The 18,251-nt window shown below is 63.7% G+C and carries 12 protein-coding genes and 1 riboswitch; of the genes, 1 reads left to right on the forward strand and 11 read right to left on the reverse strand.

Annotated elements, in window-relative coordinates:
- Positions 1–78: 78 nt before the first annotated feature.
- From B3C64_RS01475 to B3C64_RS01495, 5 genes are all read right to left on the reverse strand, one after another.
- Positions 79–426, reverse strand: coding sequence for an MGMT family protein (locus B3C64_RS01475; RefSeq protein ID WP_291533230.1), 348 nt, complete (start codon positions 424–426; stop codon positions 79–81).
- 355 nt (positions 427–781) lie between these two features.
- Entirely contained in the window at positions 782–2,218 is a 1,437-nt protein-coding gene (gene glnA / locus B3C64_RS01480; protein ID WP_291533232.1) for a type I glutamate--ammonia ligase, read from the reverse strand.
- Between the two features lie 318 nt (positions 2,219–2,536).
- On the reverse strand, positions 2,537–3,331 hold the full coding sequence (locus tag B3C64_RS01485; protein ID WP_291533233.1) for a DUF4191 domain-containing protein: 795 nt from the start codon (positions 3,329–3,331) through the stop codon (positions 2,537–2,539).
- Between the two features lie 88 nt (positions 3,332–3,419).
- Positions 3,420–4,901 (reverse strand): dihydrolipoyl dehydrogenase family protein, encoded by a 1,482-nt coding sequence (locus tag B3C64_RS01490; protein ID WP_291533235.1) that lies wholly within the window; start codon positions 4,899–4,901, stop codon positions 3,420–3,422.
- Between the two features lie 170 nt (positions 4,902–5,071).
- On the reverse strand, positions 5,072–5,671 hold the full coding sequence (locus tag B3C64_RS01495) for a DUF3043 domain-containing protein (RefSeq protein WP_291533236.1): 600 nt from the start codon (positions 5,669–5,671) through the stop codon (positions 5,072–5,074).
- A 140-nt stretch (positions 5,672–5,811) separates the two neighbouring features.
- On the opposite strand from B3C64_RS01495, the gene B3C64_RS01500 reads away from it, so the two are divergent.
- On the forward strand, positions 5,812–7,176 hold the full coding sequence (locus tag B3C64_RS01500) for a dipeptidase (RefSeq protein WP_291533237.1): 1,365 nt from the start codon (positions 5,812–5,814) through the stop codon (positions 7,174–7,176).
- A gap of 214 nt (positions 7,177–7,390) precedes the next feature.
- Here the strand turns inward: B3C64_RS01500 and B3C64_RS01505 are convergent, their stop codons facing one another.
- The 6 genes from B3C64_RS01505 to B3C64_RS01530 form a co-directional block, all read right to left on the reverse strand.
- Positions 7,391–8,233 (reverse strand): energy-coupling factor transporter transmembrane component T family protein, encoded by an 843-nt coding sequence (locus B3C64_RS01505; RefSeq protein WP_291533238.1) that lies wholly within the window; start codon positions 8,231–8,233, stop codon positions 7,391–7,393.
- A gap of 1 nt (position 8,234) precedes the next feature.
- Positions 8,235–9,725, reverse strand: a complete 1,491-nt coding sequence (locus B3C64_RS01510; RefSeq protein WP_291533240.1) for an ABC transporter ATP-binding protein — start codon at positions 9,723–9,725, stop codon at positions 8,235–8,237.
- 138 nt (positions 9,726–9,863) lie between these two features.
- Positions 9,864–10,472, reverse strand: a complete 609-nt coding sequence (locus B3C64_RS01515; RefSeq protein WP_291533242.1) for an ECF transporter S component — start codon at positions 10,470–10,472, stop codon at positions 9,864–9,866.
- Between the two features lie 22 nt (positions 10,473–10,494).
- Positions 10,495–10,596: riboswitch (TPP riboswitch) on the reverse strand.
- Between the two features lie 148 nt (positions 10,597–10,744).
- Positions 10,745–11,863: an Mrp/NBP35 family ATP-binding protein gene (locus tag B3C64_RS01520; RefSeq protein WP_291533244.1), complete on the reverse strand. Its 1,119-nt coding sequence runs from the start codon at positions 11,861–11,863 to the stop codon at positions 10,745–10,747.
- An 85-nt stretch (positions 11,864–11,948) separates the two neighbouring features.
- A complete protein-coding gene (ligA, locus tag B3C64_RS01525) occupies positions 11,949–14,705 on the reverse strand; it encodes an NAD-dependent DNA ligase LigA (RefSeq protein WP_291533245.1) in 2,757 nt (918 codons plus the stop codon).
- Positions 14,706–14,851: 146 nt separating this feature from the next.
- The gene (locus tag B3C64_RS01530; RefSeq protein WP_291533246.1) at positions 14,852–18,202 is read right to left on the reverse strand and encodes a tetratricopeptide repeat protein; all 3,351 of its coding nucleotides are present in this window, start codon (positions 18,200–18,202) and stop codon (positions 14,852–14,854) included.
- Positions 18,203–18,251 lie beyond the last annotated feature (49 nt).

The raw sequence follows: 18,251 nt of genomic DNA on the forward strand, positions 1-18,251 counted from the left end.
ACATAGCATTGAATGAGGCATCCACACCTTTAAATTTATCGAATGGCCGGCGGTCCCATGGCATCGTCACGCATAGCGCTATGCCTGCCATTGGCAAAGCGCCAAATCAACGCGCCATCCCCCATCGCCGGCATTGCCATTTGGCTTCGGCGCCACGAACGTCACGCCCTCGGATTCCAACAAGGCACGCTGAGCATTCGGGCCGCCGAAAGCGAAGCCCGGCGCCAAAGAACCGTCCCGGAACACCACGCGATGGCATGGAATCCTCCCCTGCTTCGGATTGGCATGCAACGCCAATCCCACCAGTCTCGCGCAACGCGGCGCGCCGATCAGCTCCGAGACCTGCCCATACGTGGCGACCATGCCCCGCGGAATCTCGCACACCACCGCATATACGCGCTCATTAAACGATTGTTCTTCAGCCATGGTTCCATTATGGGCGTTCAGGGTTGACTTTCATCCACATATCATGAGGGCGCGGCACGAATCACCGGCGTGCCGCCGAAGCCGCCCACAATTTTCCGCTGCGCATGCGGCTTGCCCACCGTAAGCCGAACAACGCGCTTAAGGACAGGTCTAGGAGCCATGGATGACGAGGTCATATGCATCTGATGGCGGAATTTAGGCGAATTGACTTGACGCGTTGCCGACCGGAACACATAAAGAAACCCACTACATCCGATTACGGATGTAGTGGGTTTCCTATGGCCTAATAGGTGCAGTAGGCTATCCCGCTAATGCGCAAGACCTACTGCCGACTATGTTTCCGCCTAAGCGCCTATCAGATGTGGAAGTACAGCTCGTACTCCAGCGGGGTCGGGGCCAGACGAGCCTGGTCGATCTCGCCGCGCTTCAGGCTGATCCAAGTGTCGATCAGGTCCTCGGTGAAGACGTCGCCGGCGGTGAGGAAGTCGTGATCCTCTTCCAGAGCGTCCATGGCTTCGGCCAGAGAGCTCGGCACCTGCTTGATGCCCTCGTGCTCTTCCGGCGGCAGCTCGTAGAGGTCCTTGTCGACCGGTGCCGGAGGCTCGATGTGGTTCAGGATGCCGTCCAGGCCTGCCATCAGCTGAGCGGAGAAGGCGAGGAACGGGTTGCAGGACGGATCCGGAGCGCGGAACTCGATGCGCTTCGCAGCCGGGGAGGTGCCGGCCAGCGGAATACGGATGGCGGCGGAACGGTTACGAGCGGAGTACACCAGGTTGACCGGCGCTTCGTAGCCCGGGACCAGACGGTGGTAGGAGTTCAGGGACGGGTTGGTGAAGGCCAGCACGGAGGAAGAGTGCTTGATCAGGCCGCCGACGTACCAGCGGGCGAGGTCGGACAGACCACCGTAGTTCTTCTCGTCGTAGAACAGCGGCTTGCCATCCTTCCACAGGGACTGGTGGCAGTGCATGCCGGTGCCGTTGTCGCCTGCGATCGGCTTCGGCATGAAGGTCGCGGCCTTGCCGGCGAGGGCAGCGGTCTCGTGGACGACGTACTTGTACTTCATCAGGTCGTCGCCTGCGTGCTGCAGGGTGTTGAAGCGGTAGTTGATCTCCTGCTGGCCGGCGCCTGCCACCTCGTGGTGGGAACGCTCGAGGATCAGACCGACCTTCTGCAGGTTGGCGACCATGTCGTCACGCAGGTCCTGGTTGTGGTCAACCGGCGGAACCGGGAAGTAGCCCTTCTTGACGCGGTTCTTGAACGCGATGTTCGGGGTGCCGTCGTCTTCGGTGTCCACACCGGAGTTCCACGGAGCCTCGATGGAGTCCACCTCGTAGAAGGAGCGGCGCATGCTGTTCTCGAAACGCACCTTGTCGAAGATGAAGAACTCGGCCTCAGGGGCGAAGGAGGCGGTGTCGGCGATGCCGGTGGACTTCAGGTAGGCCTCGGCCTTGCCTGCGACCTGACGCGGATCGCGGGAGTACGGCTCGTCGGTCAGCGGGTCGACGATGGAGAAGGCCACGTCGAGGGTCTTGTGCTTGCGGAACGGATCGACGAATGCGGTGGAAACGTCAGGCACCAGCTTCATGTCGGATTCGTTGATGGCCTGGAAACCTTCCACGGAGGAGCCATCGAACGGCATGCCGTCGGTGAAGGCGTCCTTCAGGAACTCGCTGGCCGGCACGGTGAAGTGCTGCTGAACACCGATCAGATCGGTGAAGCGGACGGAGACATATTCAATGCCTTCCTTGTTGATAAGGGCCTCAGCATCAGCCTTGGTTTCGAGTGCAGTCACGGGACCGCTCCTTTCGAATGGGTAATTCGAATAAGTAACTTACAGGCTCTTAGTCTAGGTTCGCGCATTTCGCGCACTCGCCACTTGGGTTACGAGAATGTTTCGTAATATCGTATTTCGCGTGCGATTTCGCATAAAACAGGGGTTTGTGTGTTACGAATGTTCGTCAATCGCGTCTGAAAAGCGTTCATTTTGTGGACATTCGACTTTGACCGGCCTTCGTCGGCACCTTGTTCGTGAAATCAAAAGACCCCGGCCGCATGCATTGCGGTCGGGGTCTTGAGGAAAGGTCCGCGTCGTCTCGGACGGCTTCGGACATCAGCGTCCGCGCATCGCGCGGCGGCTGATGCGCTGCGGATGCGTCGGATCGACGCCCTTGGGCAGATTCATGCCGTTTTTCATCTGCAGCGTGCGCAGACGATCGTTGAGGATGCTCAGCTCGGTCTTGGTGAGCACGAAACGGGTCCTCGGGTGGATGGCGGCGACCAGCTTGTTCTTGTGGTGGGTCGGCTCGTAGGTCTTGCACTTGAGGATGGTCTTGCGCAGGTCCTTCAGACTGGTCTGGTTCTTGCCCTTGCCCACGTAGACGCGGTAGACCGGAATGTCGGAGCCTGCGGTGACGCCCTTGATGCTCTGTTCCTGACGGTCCATGCCACGCTTGACGCGGCCGTATTCGCCCTCGCCCAGCAGGTAGATGCCGTTGTATCCGGTGCCGCGCCAGATGGCGTCCTTGGTCTTCGGATCGACCCACACCGGCTCCTGCGGGAAGTTGAATCCGGCCTTGCTGATGTTGCCGAGCACGCTGATGGCGGCGCCCGGACGGCCTTCGAGCTTCGCATAACCGACCTTGTCGGCACGGTTGGTGAGCGTCATCGTGAACAGCAGCATGCCGATCATGATGGCGAGGATGATCGAGAAGATCCAGCCGATCACCGACCACTTGAACACGATGCCGAGCACCACGAACACGACGATCGGGACGATGAAGGCCGCGGCGCACAGCCAAGGCAGCGCGCTGTCTTCCGCCTTGGTGTACTTGAAGATCTGGATGATCTGCTTGAGGGTGCTGTCCTTCTTCGCCTTTTTCTTCTTCTTTTCTTCTTTATCTGCCATCGATTTTCCTCACTTGGTTATGCGATTTACACACACTGGGCATCAAGTCTATCAGTAACCCTGCCGGAAGGCGCATCGGCCGCTGCGCTCACCGGGTGTGCAATGGACGCCCGTCCGCTTTGAGCAGTCCTTCGCCGAGGGCTTCGCTGAACGTCGGATGCGGATGGATGAGACGCGCCGCGTCGGCGAGTGGCACGTGGTTGCCGACCAGCTGCTCGGCTTCCGCGATCAGATCGCTGGCGATGGGGCTGACGATATGCACGCCCAGCACGAGTTCCGTTTCGGGATCCGACGTGTACGCGCCGCTGACGATGGTCATGGACCCGCCCTCGCCGCTCATCAGCATGCGTGAGTTGGACAGCATCGGGTATGCGGTCTCCTTAGGATCGACAATGTCGTCCCGCAATTTCGCCTCGTCGAAGGTGAGTCCGACGCAGGCGGCCTCCGGGAAGGAGAACACGACCTGCGGCACCGTCTCCTCCAGCACGGGTTTTGGGTCGAGCCCAGCGATGCTTTCGGCGATGACGATGCCCTGCTCGAACGCCCTGTGCGCCAACGCGTGCCCCGCCGTGATGTCGCCCAGAGCCCAGATGGACGGGACATTCGTCCTGCCGTATTCGTCGGTTTCCACATAACCGCGTTCGTCGAGCACGATGCCATTCGACGTGAACCAGTCCGCATCGGTGTTCGGCAGGCGTCCGATCGCGGCAAGCACCACCTCGCCGTATGCGGTGCGTTCCTCGGAAGAACCGTTCTGCGTATAGTGCACGGTCGCGCCGAGGTTCACGCCGATGTCGACATGGGTGACCTTCGTGCGCGGCACGATGTTCACCCCTCGCCGCTTCAGCTCCCGCGTCAGCGTCATGGACGCGCGGCGCTCCCACGACGACAGCACGCGGTCCTTGCGGATGAGCAGGGTCACGTCGCTTCCCGCCGCGTTCCACAGGGACGCGAATTCCAACGCCACAGCGCCCGCTCCGATGATCACCGCATTGGATGGAAACGTGTTCTGTTCCAAGGCCTGCGTGGAATCAATCAGCGCTCCGGAGAACGGATTGCCCGGCAAAGGCATCGGACGCGATCCCGTCGCCAGCACGATATCGTCGGCATGGATCGCAAGCGTGTCGTCCACGGGCTCCTCGACCCCCGCCTTCACGGAACGCGTCACCTGCGCCGCTCCCCCAGCGGGCGCGACCTGCACGGTATGGCCGTCGCGCAAGGCCGCCTCTCCGTGGAACACGGTGACGCCGCGATGCGCCAGCAGTCCGGCCAACCCTCTGGTCATGGTCTCGACGGTGGACGTGCGAAAATCGCGGAGTCTGCCGAAATCGATGCTTTGGATCTCGATGTTGATGCCGGTGCGTTTTGCCATGCGCGCGCTTTCCACTTGGTGCGCGGCGGTCAGCAGGGCCTTCGACGGGATGCAGCCGCGGTTGAGGCACGTGCCGCCAACCGTCGCGTCACGTTCGATGAGCGCCACCGATTTGCCGAGTTCCGCCGCTCTCAGCGCCGTGGAGTACCCTCCCGGTCCGGCTCCGATGATGGCGATGTCGAAATGCTGTTCCGTCATGCTGCTCCTCATTGATTCACGCATGGTGCCTTCCGCGCTGCCGCATGACGCGCGGGAATCCGGCACCTTCTGAACTAACTACCCATGGTAGTGGCAGGTCGGTGACAACCGGACGGCAAACAAAAACCGCCGGCGAATGCCGACGGTTTCCAAAACATCACGGCCGAGGATCACTCCGGCCAGTGGCCGCGCTTCGGGTAGCGCGGCTTCGGCAGCCTCCAACGGCGCATCTGGATGGAACGGCTCCACGCATAGGAAGCGGACCGCATGCCCTTGGCGACGGACTTCTCACCGAACTTCTCGATGAGCTTCTTCTTGAGCTTGTGCCACATGACCGCGATGTCGATGATGACCGCGAACAGGTACACGTACATGAGCATCATCAGCGGCAGGGACAGCACCGGCCACTTGTAGGTCACGATCACCGAGGCGATCAGGATGAGGAACGCCACGGGGATGAAGAACTCGCCAAGGTTGAATCGCGCGTCGACGTAATCGCGGATGTACAGACGCCATGGCAGACGTTCGGATTTCGGCATGTGGTTGATGTCGCCGGTCTGCATGGCCTCGTATTCGGCGTTCTCGCGTTCGCGCAGGCGGGCCTTGGCGGCCTTGCGGCTGGCCTCGCGGTCCTTGGGAACGAGCGGACGCAGGTTCTGCGCCTGGGCGGCCTTGCGCTTCGGGGTCGGATGACCCTTGCCGGAGGTGGGCTCCTGCGCCTTCGTTTCGACCGGCTTTTGCGCCGGCTCTTCCTTCTTAAACAAACTCATGCCTATAGAGCGTAAGTTGACGTATCGACGCTGCATCGGCGTCCGGGCATACGTCTGCCACCGATTGAACGGGTTCCCTCGGACGGATACAATGACTATCGTTCATGGCAATTTCGATTCGTTCAATATCAAGGAGCGATATGGCAACTTCACGCACAGAGGAGATCCGCGCGCGCGTCGACGCGGATTTCGACCGCATCGTCGACGTGCTCAACCGGAAGATCGCATTGCAATCGATTTCCGCGAAGGGCATCACCGCGGACCATATGAGGCGTTCCGCGGAATTCGTGGCCGACGAGCTCAGGAAGGTCGGCATCGACACCAAGGTGGTGCAGTCCCACAATCCCGACGGCACCCCGGGCGCCTGGGAGGTCATTGGCTCTCGCGTCGTCGCCGAAGACGCGCCGACCGTGCTGCTGTACGCGCATCACGACGTGCAGCCGGTGCCGGACGCCGGCGCATGGCACACCGATCCCTTCGTCGGCACGCAGGTCGGCGACCGTTTGTACGGACGCGGCTCCGCCGATGACGGCGGCGGCATCGCGATTCATTCCGGCGCGCTGAAGGCGCTGGGCGACGAGCTGAAGGTCAACATCAAGGTGTTCATCGAAGGCGAGGAGGAGATGGGCTCTCCGAGCTTCATCCCGTTCATCGAGGAGCACAAGGACGAGTTCGATTCCGATGTGATCATCGTGGCGGATTCGGGCAATTGGTCCGCGGAGATTCCGTCGCTGACCACGTCGTTGCGCGGCAACACCGTTCTCGACGTGCATGTCAAGGCGCTGAGCCACCCCGTGCATTCCGGCCAGTACGGCGGTCCGATCCTCGACGCCAACACGCTCGCCGCGATGCTGATCGCCTCCATCTACGACGAGAACGGCGACGTGAACGTTCCCGGCGTCGCCAGCGAGGAGCCGGTCGGCGGCCTGCAGCGCGATCTGGACGAGGCCACCGTGCGCGCGGATGCCGGCATCGTCGATTCCTACAGGCTCGCGGGCACCGGATCGCTGGCCTCCCGTCTGTGGACCAAGCCGAGCGTCACCGTCATCGGCTTTGACGCGCATCCCGTGGAGGGCTCCTTCAATGTGATCTCCCCCGAGACCACGTTCCGTCTGAGCCTGCGCACCGCGCCGAACCAGCGTCCGGAAGACGCCCAGGACGCTCTGGCCAGGTTCCTGGTGGAGCATGCGCCGTTCGGCGCCGAGGTCAGTGTAGACAAGCTCGACAACGGCATGGGCTGGGCCATGGATCCGAACGCCGTGGCCACCAAGGACGCCATGGAGGCCATGGAAGAGGCGTTCGGCGTGGCACCGGTCAACAAGGGTGAGGGCGGTTCCATTCCGTTCATTCCGGAACTGCAGCGCATCTTCCCGCACGCCCAGGTGCTGGTCACCGGACCGGAGGACCCGAAGGCCAACGCGCACAGCCCGAACGAGTCCATCAGCCTTCCGGGCTTGAAGGGCAATGTGATCACCGAGGCGCTGCTGCTCGACAAGCTCGCCTGACACAGCTTCCCCGTTCGCCGCGCGGCGTTGCGATGACGCCAGACATAAGCCAGACATAATGGGGGAAGACGATGTGACGGCGGATGACCACCCCCGCCGCATATAACGTAATCGGCTGGTGCCACGAATGTTCGTGGCACCAGCCGATTACGTTATGGAATCCGATTGCCGAAGTCCGGTCGGAGGAATTCCCCGTACCGGGCTTCCCAAGCGGTCAGGATGCGGTGTTGCTGAACGCCCAATTCCAGTAGCCGGTACGGTAGGCGGCGTACAGCGCGATCGCCGGCACGGCCACGCAGATCGCGTAAAACACCCAATCGACCGCATGCAGCTTCGACTCGCGCGCCTGGCTGCGTGGCGCGTCCGAGCCGAATCCACGGGCCTCCATCGCCGTGGCGAGTTTCGTGCCACGGCGGATCGAAACGACCAGCAGGCTGAACGCCTGGGAGAACACGCGTTTGATGGCGCTGCCATCGCCTAATCCACGGGAACGCCGCGACTGCCCAAGCGCGCGCCAGTCATCCTGCAGCAACGTGAACATGCGCATGCCGGCCAGACCGCCGTAGACGAATCGCGACGGCAGATGCAGAATCTGCACCAATCCGTCGGCCAAATCGGTCGGATCGAGTCCAAGCGCGAGAATCACACCCGGCACGGCGATCGCCGCGACACGCAGAAACGTGGCGGCGGCGAGATATACCGACCCCTGGGAGACCACGATAAAACCGAAGTCGGCCAACACCGTTCCCGAAGTCTTGCCGTACAGGGAAACGGAGATGAAGCTTCCCGCGGCGGCAATCCACACCGGCCAGGTCTTGCGCAATACCGTCCATGGGGCCAATCCGCCGATCCACAGCAGCAGCATCTCCAAGCCGAAGGCCACGGATGCGGAAACGACGTCGAGCGTGAAGAACATCGGAATGCACAGTATCAATGCGCCGATGAACCGGCTCACCGGATTGATTTTCGCGATGAACCACGACGGCGATGCAGCTTTGGCCACTTCGTGACGCTTCGCGTGCGGCACCACATTGATGGTTTCCATCTGTTCGGCCATGTCACTCCCCCTCACTGACCAGCACGCGGCGTGCGCCCAACGAGCGGATCAACGGCTCGTCGTGCGTCACCATGATCACCGAGCAGCCGGCATCCCTCGCTCCGGCGATCAACCGCACCATTTCCGTCCATGTGGTGAAATCCTGGCCGAACGTCGGCTCGTCCATCACCAGCACCTTCGGCGCCGCGGCGAGCATGGAGGCCACGGAAAGACGCCTTTTCTCACCGCCGGAAAGCGTGAAGGGATTGGCGGGCGCGAACCGTTTGAGGTTCATGCGCTCCAGCATCTCGTCCGCTATCGCGTACGCCTCATCATCCGATTTGCCCATGGATTTCGGTCCCACCGCCACTTCGTCGCGCACGCTGGCCGTCACGAACTGGTGTTCCGGCTCCTGGAACACCATGCCGATGCGGCCGAGCAGATCGCGGCTTTTCCAAGTGAACACGTCGTTGTCGCGATGCGCGGGGACCATGCCGTCGGCCATGCGCACATGGCCCGCGACCGGCTTGAGCAGACCGGCCAGGGTAAGCGCCAATGTGGATTTTCCGGCGCCGTTCCTACCGGTCAGCGCGGTGATCTCACCGGCATGGAAGGCGATATCGACATGCTCGCCAAGCGCGGATTCCCGTCCGAAGCTCAGATCGTCCGCATACAGCACGACGTCCTTCGCCGGCGAATCGGACTTGGGCGCATGGTTCTCGATGGCGCGTCCGGGCACCCATGCGCCGCCGTCGGCGAGCACGTCGCCCATCGTGCCGAACACTTCCTGCGGCGTGCCGTCGGCGAGCACGCCGCTCACATGGGTGTCCGCCTCGGGCTTGCCAAGCACGATGACACGGTCGACCAGATCGAGCCACACGTCGATGTGGTGCTCCACCACCACAAGCGTCTCATGGGTGCGTTCCAGCACGTCGCGGACCGCATCGTGCACCTCTTTGACGCCTTCCGGATCAAGATTGGCGGTCGGCTCGTCAAGCAGCAGCAGTCCGGGATGCATGGCGAGCACGCCGGCCAATGCCAGACGCTGGCGCTGCCCGCCCGACAGACGGCGGGTGGAGTGGCCGAACCTCATGTAGTCAAGACCGACGATGTCGAGGGCGGCTCGGGCACGCTTCCAGATCTCGGCCTTCGGCAGGTTCAGGTTCTCGCATCCAAAGGCCGTGTCGTCGCCGGCGCGTTCCAGAATCGTCTGCGAATCGGGGTCCTGCAGCACCAGTCCGGAAGCGCCGCGCGCATGACGCGCGTCGACGCCGCCGACCAGCAGTTCGCCTTCCTGCTCGCCTTCGTCGTCACCGCCCAGCACACCGGCCAAGCCGGACATCAATGTGGATTTGCCCGCTCCCGAAGCGCCCAGCAGCAACACGCGTTCGCCCGGATGAATCTCGAAATCGACATGTCGCAGTGCGAAATCCTTGCGCGAGGCGTGGCGCCATCCCCAATCGCGGGCGATCACGCCCGCGGGTGCAACGGCGCTCTCACTGTCGGTAGTCATCGATCGTTCTTTCTTCTCTGTGAATGGTTGTGGTGGATGCGGAATCGCAGATCATGCGAAACCCATATTCAAAAGGTCCCGTGGACATCCGCGGCAAGCGCGGCACGGGACCTTGCGGGCCGAAACGGCCTGTGCGTGTCAGACCAAGGTCTGCGTGCGACCGGATTCGAAGCGGTCGAGCGCGCCGGTCTGGGCGATGGCACGCTGCAGCAGGTACATCACCGCGCCGGCAAGCACCGCGCCGGAAATGGCGGAGGTCACCAGATAGACGCTCACGCGCAATGCGCCCCATGCCGGGTTGGTCGCCCAGTAATACAGCGCGCAGCCCACGCCGGCAAGCGCGCCGGAGATGGTGGTGGACAGCCAGTTCCACTTCCTGTACGCGAAAATCGCGAATCCGATTTCGGCGCCGAGGCCCTGGACGATGCCGACGATCAGAGAGCCGCCGACGCCCCACTGGTTGCCCATGGTGAGCTCAAGCGCTGCGGCGAGTGTTTCGGCGAACAGCGCCGCGCCCGGCCTGCGCACGATGATGGCGGCCAAAGGACCGGCGAACAGCCAGAACGCGTTGAGCAGGCCCTCGAAACCGGGGGTCACCGCTCCGACGATGGCGAGCGGAGCCGTGCAGACGATGTCCCAGCCCCAGAAGATCACGCCGGATGCCACGGCGATGATGGCGGCGACGACGATATCGACGACACGCCACTTGTTGTTGTGCTTCTTCACTGCGGAAGATTCATTGGTCATGAATGTGCCTTTCTCTTCAAGGCACGGGAGAAGAGAGACTCCGTGCGCCGGCATTACCCGGTATACGTTCATACGGTTGAAGCGTGGGCTTCCTCTCAGCCATATGGCCCCCGTGTCCGTGTTCCGATAGTACACACCGCGCGCGATTTGCGATAGCTTCCCATAATCACGTTCCATCATACGGACGCGCTCGTGGGAACCGCGGTGCGGCCACGTCTCGTCATACCGAGCCATGGCCGCTTGTGGTGGTCGGTGACGAGCGACGGCGGCCGTCACATCGGCATGCGCATCAACGATTCGGCCAGGTTCCTGAAGGTCTCGCCGACGCCGTCCGCGCGAAGCGCCCCATCCTCGTTGAGCACCGCGGGGCGTCCCGCCTCGCCGGTTTCGCGCAGTTCCGGATCAAGCGGCAGCTGCGCCAGCAACGGCACGTCATGGCCCAAAGCGGCGCTCAACTGCTCGGATACGCGTTGGCCTCCGCCTTCGCCGAAGATCCTGAGCTTCTCGCCTTTGTGCTCGTAGTAGCTCATGTTCTCCACGACGCCGCGAACCTTCATCGGCACCTGCAACGCGACCAGACCGGAACGCACCGCCACGTCGGAGGCCGAGGGCTGCGGCGTGGTGACGACCACCAGCTCGGCGTTCGGCAGGGCCTGAGCCACGGAAATCGCCATGTCTCCGGTGCCGGGGGCCAGATCGAGCAGCAGCACGTCCGGCTCCCCCCACCACACATCGGAAAGGAACTGTTCCAAGGAACGCTGCAGGCGCGGTCCGCGCCAGAGAATCGCGCGGTCGGCGCCGGCGAACATGCCGATGGAGATGAGTTTGACACCCCATGCGGTGACCGGCATCAGCATGCCGTTGAGATTGGTCGGCTGCGTGTGCACGCCGAACAGGCGCGGCAGGGAGAAGCCGTAGATGTCGGCGTCGATGGCCGCGGTGTCGTAGCCGAGGGCCGCGAACGTCGCCGCGAGATTCGCGGTGACGGAGGATTTGCCCACGCCGCCCTTGCCCGACGCGATGGCGAAGATACGGGTTTTGACATCCGGTCTGTTGAACGGATTGCGGCGGCGTTCCGCCTTGAGTCCGGCCACCAGTTGGGTGAGTTTGTCGTGGCTCATGGAGCTGACGCTGATGTGCGGGACGAGCTTCGCGTCGGGATACGATTCGACCGCGCCGTTGATCTGGTTGGTGATGGTCTGCGAAAGCGGGCATCCTTCGACGGTCAGTTCCACGTCGATGTTCACATCGTATGCGCCTTCGGCATCGGCAGGCGTCGCCTTGATGGACGCTATCATGCCCAGATCGGTGATGGACCGGCCCAGTTCCGGGTCGATGACTTTGCTGAGTCGCTCATAGATGCGCCCTTCGATGGTGCGCTCGTCGGTCATGTTTCCTCCTTGTGCCGCATATCAGAGTAGCGTCCGTCGGCACGGCACGCCAGATGGCCGTCGACCGCGCCGTCCGCTCCCGGCCTTAGATCAGGGTTCCTTCCTCATACTCCGTGTCTTCGCCGTCTTCGTCATCCGCATCGTTTCCGTTGGATGCGGCGGCGCGGGGCGTGACCGTTCCGGTGTCGAGCAATTGTCTGAACTGGTCCTCATCGAGCATGGGGATTCCCAGTTCCTCGGCTTTGGCGGCTTTGGAGCCGGCGTTCGCACCGACCACCACCCAGTCGGTTTTCCTGCTGACCGATCCGGCGGCCTTGCCTCCGCGGGAGACGATCGCCTCTTTGGCGGAGTCGCGGGAGAATTCCTCGAGGGACCCGGTGACCACCACGGTTTTGCCCGCCAGAGTCTGTGGAAGCTCGCTTTTCCGCGCGTGAGCGACGCCCACGCCGGCGGATTTCCACGCGTCGAGCACCGCGCCGCGCCAATCGCCGGGCTCGCGGGCCGCGGCGAACCATGTGACGATGGATTCGGCGATTTCCGGTCCGATGCCGTCGATCTGCGACAGTTTTTCCGCATCCGCCTGCTCGATGGCCTCCAGCGAGCCGAAGGCGTTGGCGATGGTGCGCGCGGTCGGCGGGCCGAGCCGCCGAATCGACAACGCCACCAGCACGCGCCACAGGTCGGCATGGCGTGCCTTGTCCATTTCGTCCAGCATTTTACGGGTGTTCTCGGCGGGGCGGATGTACACCGGCTGCACACTGACGGTACCCGTGCGGGAGGTCTTGGTCTCCTCACGAATTACCACGGCGTCCTCCGGCACCGTGTATTCCGGATACCGCGACGTTCCATCAGGTTCGTCTTTGCGCTTCCTCGCCGGCGTGGGGGCGGTCCAGAACGCGGGGACCTGATGCCACAACCCGGAACCGCCGATGCGTTTGCGCACCTTCTTGCGCCTGCCGTTGGCGCCGACGGTCTCATGGACTTCGATGATCGGCGCCTCGCGCCACACGCGCACGTCCTTCAGGTCCGCGGACGACAGCGAGAACAATCCCGCCTCGCTCGACAGCACCGGTGTCTGCGGTTCGGGAAGACTCAGACCCGCCAACGGCTCGTAGGGGTCGGGCTCCTCCCCCGGCTTGACGATGATTTCGGTGATGTTCGGCGCGTAGGTCTCCACGGAATCCGGCCGGTTCTCCTCCGGATTCGTCAGCGCCACCGCCGACTGGTCCCCCAGATGTTCGATGTCGAACGCTTTGCGGGACGCCAAGTTGATGATGCGTTCGGTCAGCTGCGCCGGGCAGGATTCCACGTTGGGGCAGCGGATGTCCTTGTCGCCTTCCTTGGCCGGGGCGAGCCGCGTGCCGCACGACGGGCATCGCGTGGGCATGACGAACCTGCGCAGCTCGTCTTCGCGCCCCTTGCGGCGTTCCAGCACCGGCCCCACGAGTTCCGGAATCACGTCGCCGGCCTTGCGTACCACGACGGTGTCGCCGATGAGCACGCCTTTGCGCTCGACCTCGAACGGGTTGTGCAATGTGGTTCTGGATACGGTGGACCCGGCGACGTACACGGGTTTGAGCACCGCCACCGGCGTCACGCGTCCGGTGCGCCCCACCTGCACGGTGATGTCGAGCAGTTCGGTGTTGACCTCCTCCGGCGGATACTTGTAGGCGATGGCCCAGCGTGGCGCGCGCGAGGTGGCGCCGAGCGAACGCTGCAGTCCCAAATCGTCCACTTTCACGACGATGCCGTCGAGCGCGTGCTCGATGTCGCCGCGGTGCTCGCCGTAATATTCGATCATGTCGAGGATCTGTTGGAACGACGTGACCTCGCGGTTGTGCGGGGAGACGGGAACGCCCCATTTCCTGTACAGCTCGTAGGCCTCGGACTGGTCGTTGACCACGTCATGGCCGTCGTTCGCGCGGCCGGCGCCCCAACGCAGCGAACCGATGCCATGCGCGTAGAAGCTCAGGCGGCGCGTCGCCGTGACGCGCGGATCCTTCTGACGCAGACTGCCCGCGGCCGCATTGCGAGGATTGGCGAACGGCGCGCGTCCCGCATCCTCGTTCTCGTTGTTCAATGTGTGGAAATCGTCCCAACGCATGAACACCTCGCCACGGACCTCCACGAATTCGGGAATGTCCTCGTCCGGTCCGGAAAGGTTCTGAGGGATGGTGGAGATGGTGCGCACGTTGAGCGTGATGTCCTCGCCGGTCACGCCGTCGCCGCGCGTCAACCCCTGTTCGAGCACCCCGTTGCGGTAGATGAGGTTCAGCGCGAGACCGTCGATCTTGACCTCGCAGGTCATCGGCAGCGGTTTCGACTCGGGCCAGTCGAGTGCGCGCAGCACGCCGTCGTACCATTCCCGAAGCTCCTCGATGGAGAACACGTCATCGAGGCTCATCATACGCGAGGGGTGGCGCACGGAGGCGAAATCGTTGGAGAACGTGCCGCCCACGCGATGCGTCGGAGACTGCGGCGAATCCAATGACGGGAATTGCGCCTCCAACGATTGCAGGCAGCGCAGCCGCGCGTCGTACGCGGCGTCGGATGAGACCGGCGCATCGTCGATGTAGTATGCGATCTGGTCGGATTCCACCCATGCCGCGACGCGCGCCCACAGGCGAGCGGCCTCGGGAGCCTCCATGGCCGCGATGTCGAGACGGTCGAGACGCATCGCGTCCGCGTCGGTCGGCTGCAATGCGGCGATCCACGCGTCGCTGCCGGGCGCCAGTCCCGCCAATCCGCCCTCGCCGACGACGACGGCCCCCGATTCGCCGCCATCCGTGTGCGGCGCGTCGAAATCCCATGCCAGCTGTTCGGAATCATCTTGACGAGTCATCGCCACCACTTTCCATTTCCGTCATTCAAAAACCGCTATATTATCGCACATTCGAAAGTCCCTCCGGCCCGGCGACCTACGGCTGCCGGACCGTCGGCGCCATTGAGGATCCACGTATGTTTGGACGTACGTGGATCCCGCGGACCTCAGTTGTTCAGCGACCTGAGGAACTGGGTCTGCACCACGTCGGCGCCGTCGCGGCCGTCGTCGTCCATGCGCGCGGCGGCCACCGACAGCGTGCGCGCCGGAACGAACATGCCTTCGTCCACGCAGACGCGCGCGGCCTCGCGCACCAGGGACGCCACCTGGGTGTTCGGCCATACCGGCAGTCCGGCCTCGGCCAGCACATGCATGGCTTCGGGAACGTTGGTGGGGACCGGAATGCATTGCGACCTCGTGCGCGAGATAAGTTCCTGCAATTCGTCCTCCAGCATGGCGATGCGTCCCGGGGCGATCTCGTCGCTCATGATGTACGCGGCGGCCGCGATGTCAAAGCGGTCGCACATCCATTCCGCGTAGGCGAGACGGTAGTAGGCGAACGACGCATCCTCACGGTCGAGCGCCACATGCAACGCGTTCAGGCATGCGGCTCGGGCGGAGTCCCAATCCTCGGCACGCGCCAGCTGCACGGCGAGCTTGAGGTGCGACAGCGGATAGGCCGGCGCGTAGCGGACCATCGCGTTGAGATGCGGCAAGGCCGCGTCCACGCCCTTGATCTGCGCCAGGATGTCGGACAGCTCCATGTGCGTGTAGAACAGGTTGTCCGGAACCAGCACGGTGCGTTCGCCCTCCGTGGCGAACATGCGGTTGTAGATGACGCGCTCCGCATAGGAGTTGAAGTACCTCGGCACGCCGGGATTGTCGGCGTACAGCCGGTCCACGCGCTCCACGGCGTGTTCGGCGCATTCGATGGCCTGGTCGATCTGCCCGGAGAAGAGCATGTCGCGGGCCTTGAGCCGCTCGGCGTCGAGTTCGTCGGCGAGGGTGAAGGAGAAGTCGGGAGTGTCCTTGCCGTCGATCAGTGCGCTGGTCACCTGCGGGGCGAGTTCGGTCAATTCCGGGTCGCCGATGGCGTTGACGATGCCCATCGCCTTCTGGGCCTTGACGACCGATGGCGTGCCGGAGTCCGAGGCGAGCCGATGGAACTCCCCCACCGCGCGTTGCAGCAGGTCCACGCGTTGGATCGACAGGCCGGACACGTTGCCGCAACCGAACAGCTTCGCGTCACGTTCATCGAATTCGATGTCGGAAAGCTCCGGTTCCTCCTGGCTTCCCGCCGGGGAGAACCGGCTGTCGCGCAGGTCGAAGGTGGCGTCGACGGGCTTCAACGCGCCCATGCCGTCCACATCCATCTCGGCGTCGAACATGCGGTAGGTGCCGGTCGGGTCGGCGAGGCCGTATTCGCGCAGACGCGCGAGGAACTCGTCGCGGGTGAACGTGACCGTCACCAGATTGCGCACGGTCGGGTTCCTGCGCAGCTGGCTCATGGGGTCGTCATCGTCCAGCTGGCCGTCCGCGGGATCATCGCCGATCATGCCGGCGTCGGAGGAACCGCCATCCTGGGATTCCGGGGAGTCTCCCGGAACCGCGAACGCCATCTCGTCGAGGTCGACGTCCTTCATCAGGTCCTCGAACCGGCTGTCGATGGAATCGCCATCCGCGTCGCCATCAGCAGGGGTCGTTCCATTCGCGCGGTCGGCGGCCTTCGTCGAATCGGTGGGTTCCCCGGTCTGCTGAGACAAATCGGAGGAATGCGGGGCGCCCGGCTGGGATGGGTCGCCGTGGAAGTCCCCGTCTTTCGGATCGGCTTTGGATCCGGAGGTGCCGACTTCGCCCGCGCGGATGCGCTCGAACGCGTTCAGCGCCTCGCTCATCAGCTCGCTGATCGCCGAATTCTGTTCGGCCACCGCCTCTTCGAGCCCGATCGAATCGATGTGCAACGCCACCCGGCGGATATTGGGGTCCGCGCCGAAGCTCAGCGCGGCCATCATCAGGCCGACGCGAAGGTTGTAGTCGGCGCTCATGCGTGCGCGTTCGGCTCCTTTCATCTCGACCCAGGCGTGCTTGGAGGCGTCGTACCGGGTCGACGGCATCATGGACACGCCGGCGGAGGTGAAGCCGATGGCCATGTTGCCGTCCTTGAGGCTGCACCGAAAATCCACATCGAAACGGTACGGGAGGCGCAGGCTGCGCAGCAGCTTCGCCATGGTTCGGCGGTACACCCATTCCGAACCTCCATCGGCGCCGTTCCCGTCGCGCCGCGCCGAGTCCTTCGCATCCTCGGCGATGCCGCGGCGTGTTTCGGCGGCGAAGTCCAGCATGCGGTTAACCGCCTGCATGCCTTCCTCTTGGTCGTTGTCGAGAATCGCGCCGAACTGGTCGTCCGGCTTCAGCGCGATCAACGCCGGATTCTCCAACAGGGCGCGGTCGATCTGCGCCGCCTCCGCGCGGGTCACCGTGTCTTCCGTGGGCAGCGCACCGATGCGCGCGTTGCGTTCCAGCCACGAGCTGACCGCCGCGAAGCGGTTGAGGTTCCCTTCGATGTTGAGCGCGCGCAGCGACGCCGCGAACGGCAGCGTGGAGTCCCACGTGAAGAAATAGCATCCGGAATAGCTGGACGTATACAGGCGCAGCGGCTCCGCGCCGTGCACGGCCTCGAGCCCTTGGTCGGTGTCGAGCGCATGCGCCTCGCGCATCAGGTCGGCGAAATACTCCTCGAGCCCGGAGACCCGCATGTCGCGCGAGCGGGCGCTCATGGTGTCGCGGATGGATCTGCGGATCGCTCCCATGGGGGCCTCGCGGTTGAGTCTGCGGAAGATGTTGCCCGAACCGAAGCCCACAAGAAGGCCGTTCATCTGCGGCAGCATGTAGGTCGTGAAGAAGGCGACGGCGACGGCGTCCCGGTATTCGAGATCGTACCGCATGGATTCGGACAGTTTGGCGCGCGTCTGCTCCAAAGTGTAGCGGTCGCCCACCTTCAGCCATGAGGCGAGCCATATCATGCGGCCGTCGGGCATGCGTCCCACCACGCCGCCCTGCGAGGCGCGCAGCCTCTTCGGATCGCGCTTCGCGGCGTGGCCGAACCGGGGTCCGTCCGGTATCGTGACGGTCTCCTCCTTGATGAACGCGAAACGCGGTTCGAGCTCCTGCACGTCCATCGCCGGATCGGTTCCGGCGAACACGCGAGCCTTGCTGTCGGCCAGCGCGATTTGCGCGAAGTGGCTGTCGTCGGTGAACAGTCCGATGGAGAATGCGCGTCCTTTGGTCTGCGGGAGTTGTGCCCAGCCGAGTCTGAGACGTCCGGGCACGCCGTCGAGTCCGTCGAGGATGCGGCGTTTGATGAGCGGGTTGAGGTGGATGGCGTTGCGGGTGAGTTCGTCGACGATGTCGTCCGGTGCGCCGAGCGCCTTGCCGAAGGGGTTGTGATGGCCGCCGTCGGTGGTCCGGGTGGCCTGTCGGATCAGGTTGGTTGCCTCGTGCCTGATGCGTGCGAGCATGTTCCGATGGTGGTCGGGGTGGTGTGCTGGTGCTGGTGTCGGTGTGTGA

The organism is Bifidobacterium sp. UBA6881, from assembly GCA_002451435.1.
Classification (GTDB): domain Bacteria; phylum Actinomycetota; class Actinomycetes; order Actinomycetales; family Bifidobacteriaceae; genus Bifidobacterium.